The organism is Silvanigrella sp., assembly GCF_044369315.1.
Classification (GTDB): Bacteria; Bdellovibrionota_B; Oligoflexia; order Silvanigrellales; family Silvanigrellaceae; genus Silvanigrella.
In genome coordinates this window covers 1-3,823 of sequence record NZ_JBIPMD010000283.1, presented here as the reverse complement: position 1 = coordinate 3,823, position 3,823 = coordinate 1, and the positions used below count along the sequence as shown (strand labels likewise).

Genomic DNA, 3,823 nt, shown 5'->3' with positions numbered 1-3,823 from the left:
CTAGAACTTGATTTTTAAACTCAAGAGAATATTGACTTTTAACTGATTTCTTCTTTAACATTGGACAACCCTTCTATATGAACGCCTAAGTTCATAGCATATTGTCCACCAAAAGGAATCACTTTAACAAGATAAAAATTGATTTTGAATATAGTACTCATAGTTATAAAGAAGAAAGCATAAAAACTTTTATTACTTCTTATATCTCTATATTAAATGATATTGTTGAAAATCATAAAATAATTAAGAATATTAATTTTATTTCGAATGAAAATAAAAATACGATTTTAAATCAATTCAATAATACCGATGTAATTGTTGATTATTCAAAAACATTTATTCAAATTTTTGAAGGAAATTCCAAAAAATATGAAAATAAGAAAGCATTAGTATTCAAAGATAATTTTTTAACCTACTCAAACTTAAATTCGATTGGAAATCAAATTGCTTGTTTTTTAATTGAAAATAATATTATAAAAGAAGATAAAATAGGAATTTATATTGATGACTCTATTGAAATGATTACAAGTATCATTGGCACATTAAAAACAGGCGCTAGTTTTATTCCTATGGCAAACACTTTCCCGATTAACAGAGTAATTGATATTTTAAAAGATTCTGAAGCGAAGTTACTTATTACAAATAAAGAAACATTAAATCCAAGTTTAGTCAATTTATTAAATGTAAAAGTAATTTATATAGACGAATTCATCTTTAAAAAGAAAAACATCGAAAACCCAAACATAAAACAAGATTTAACAGACTGTATCTATAGTATTTATACTTCTGGTTCAACTGGAAAACCAAAAGGTCTCAGCATTAGTCAAAAAAATATTATCAATCTATGTAGTTTTTATAAAAACAGTTTTAATTTATCCGATCAGGACAATTTTTCAAAATACGCTGGGTTTGGATTTGATGCATCCATCATAGAAATTATACCTATTTTATATTCAGGTGGAACAATACATATTATTGAAAAATCTATTAAATTAGATACAGCTAAGCTAAATGAATATTTTGAAAAGAATAATATAACAATGAGTTTTTTACCTACTCAATTTTCCGAATTATTCATACAAGAAACAAATAATTAATCTTTAAAATACTTAATTGTAGGAGGAGATAAACTTAAAAAAGTAACGAAAAGAAATTATAAAATAATGAATGGTTATGGCCCTTCAGAAACAACTGTGGAGTGTACCAATTTTGAAGTTGATAAAACAGATTATACAAACATACCAATTGGAAAACCAATAGACAATTGCAAAATTTATATCGTAGACCAGGATTTAAACCTATGCCCAACCGGAATTGCTGGAGAACTCTGTATATCAGGACACGGCGTTGGATTAGGATATATTCATTTGCCAGAAATAAATAAAGAAAAATTTATTGCAAATCCTTTTACAGAAAATAAAGACTATTCTCTGCTCTTTAAATCGGGCGATTTAGCAAAATGGCTTCCTGATGGAAATATCGAGTTTTTAGGCCGAATAGACTTTCAAGTAAAAATAAGAGGGTTTCGAATTGAACTTGGCGAAATTGAACATCAATTATCTTTATTTCCAAATATAAAAGAATGTATTGTTTTGTCATTAAAAGATCACTTAAAACAAGATTATTTATGTGCTTATTATAAAAGTGAATCTGAAATTCAAAACAATATTCTTCTAGAATATTTAGCTCAAAATCTCCCCGAATACATGATACCTAGTCTATTTTATTGGATGGAAAATTTTCCTATAAATGATAGTGGTAAAATTGATCGTAAAAAATTACCAATTCCCGAAATGAAAAAGACAGATCATATTGCACCAAGAAATGAAAAAGAAAAATGGATTGCAAATCATTTTGAAGAAATTTTAGAATTAAAACAATTAAGTATTTTATCGAATTTTTTTGAAATTGGAGGAAATTCTTTAAAAGCAGTTCAATTGGTTTCTAAAATTCAAAAACAGTATGACATTAAAGTCAGTGATATTTTTAAATATAAAACCATTGAAAATATTGCTAAAAACTTAAAAGAATATGAGATAGGATTTAACATTGAGCATAGGTTTAAGCAAATAAAAGACAGATTAAAAGGCTCAGAAAATCAAAAAATTCAATTTGACAAAAAACAAGAAGAAATCTATTTAGATAAATTAAAACCATATTATTCTTTTATCCCTGAGGAAAACAAAGATTTAAATATTCTAGTTACAGGAGCGACAGGTTATTTAGGAAGCTATGTTATTTTAGAATTATTATTTCAAACAGATTATCCCATTTCTGTAATAATAAGAGAATCTAATGAAAATACAAAAGAAAAGCTTTATAAAATATTAAATCATTATAATGGAAGCAACATTCCTGATAATTTATTTCATAAAATTCAAATTTATAATGGGGATATTTCTTTTGAAAATTTTAATTTAAGTGATCATGATTTTGGAATTTTAAAAGATAAAATAAATTGTGTCATTAATTGTGCCGCTAATGTAAAACATTATGGTGATTACAATGAATTTTATCAGAATAATGTAGTTACAGTCCAAAATTTAATAAATTTTTGTCAATTTGGCATAAAAAATCTACATCATATCTCTACATACTCTGTATCTATGATTGAAAATTTAAGTAGCAATACAAATACAAACGAATTATTTACTGAATTTGATTTTAGAGATTCTAATTTAATTGATAATTATTATATTAAGACAAAAGCAGAAGCAGAAAATTTAATTCAAAAATCTTATTTAAATAAAAAAATAAATGCAAATATATATCGCGTAGGAAATCTTGTCTTTAATACCAATACGAGTTTGCATCAAATAAATATTGAAAATAATGGATTTTATCAAAAATTAAAATGTCTTTTTAATATTGACTCGTTATGCACTCATGATTCTATTGATCTCACAGAACTTTCTCCTATTAATAAAACAGCTAAAGCAATTGTTTTAATATTAAAGCAAAAAAATCTTCACAATGAAACCTTTCATATTTATAATGATAAATTATATAGACTATCTGAAATTTTTAAAACCAATTCAAAATTAAATTTAAACTATGACAATTTAGATGATTTTATTGATAAATTATCTAATTTATATAAATTTATTCACACAAATAAAATGCTAAATAATTTTATGTTACACATGGGTTGGATGAATTTATTGCCAACAACAACTGAAGTCACAATTAAGAATGATAAAACAAAATTGATATTAAATAAACTTGATTTTCAATGGGGCGAAATTAAGGAATCCTATTTTGATGACATGATCAATCATGCTTACGAAAATAGAATTGATTCTTTAAATGAAAATGCGACATTCTCAACACTAAATAACGATCAAATTAAAATATTAAACTCATATGCTAAAATTAAAATTATTGCAGAAAATGAAATTATATTATCGCCAACAAAAAATGAGGGATCAATTTATATTATTTTAAATGGTTTTGCCCAAATAAGTATAAAATCACTAAATGGAGGTTGGGTTAGTTCCATTGGAATACTTTCAGCCGGCGATTTAATAGGAATTGAAAATTTATCACAATTTCAAAATAAAAATATTATATTTGATAGTATTTTAGGAGAACTTGTTATGCTTGAAATTGATAAAAATTCAATTCAAAATTTAAAACCAAGTAATAATACTTTTTATGAAGCAATATTTAATTACGCCATTAAGTCTTTACATAATAATAATTTATTAATATCAAACTTTGTTTAAAATAAAGTGATTCCTTTTGGTGGACAATATGCTATGAACTTAGGCGTTCATATAGAAGGGTTGTCCAATGTTAAAGAAGAAATCAGTTAAAAGTCAAT

1 protein-coding gene and 1 pseudogene are annotated in these 3,823 nt (G+C 24.6%); both read left to right on the top strand.

Annotated elements, in window-relative coordinates:
• Positions 1–101: 101 nt before the first annotated feature.
• Positions 102–1,751 (top strand): annotated as a pseudogene (locus tag ACIQ56_RS15500) (amino acid adenylation domain-containing protein); the annotation flags it as partial.
• On the top strand, positions 1,731–3,725 hold the full coding sequence (locus ACIQ56_RS15495; RefSeq protein ID WP_397601948.1) for an SDR family oxidoreductase: 1,995 nt from the start codon (positions 1,731–1,733) through the stop codon (positions 3,723–3,725). The pseudogene ACIQ56_RS15500 and the gene ACIQ56_RS15495, both read left to right, overlap by 21 nt.
• Positions 3,726–3,823: the final 98 nt, after the last annotated feature.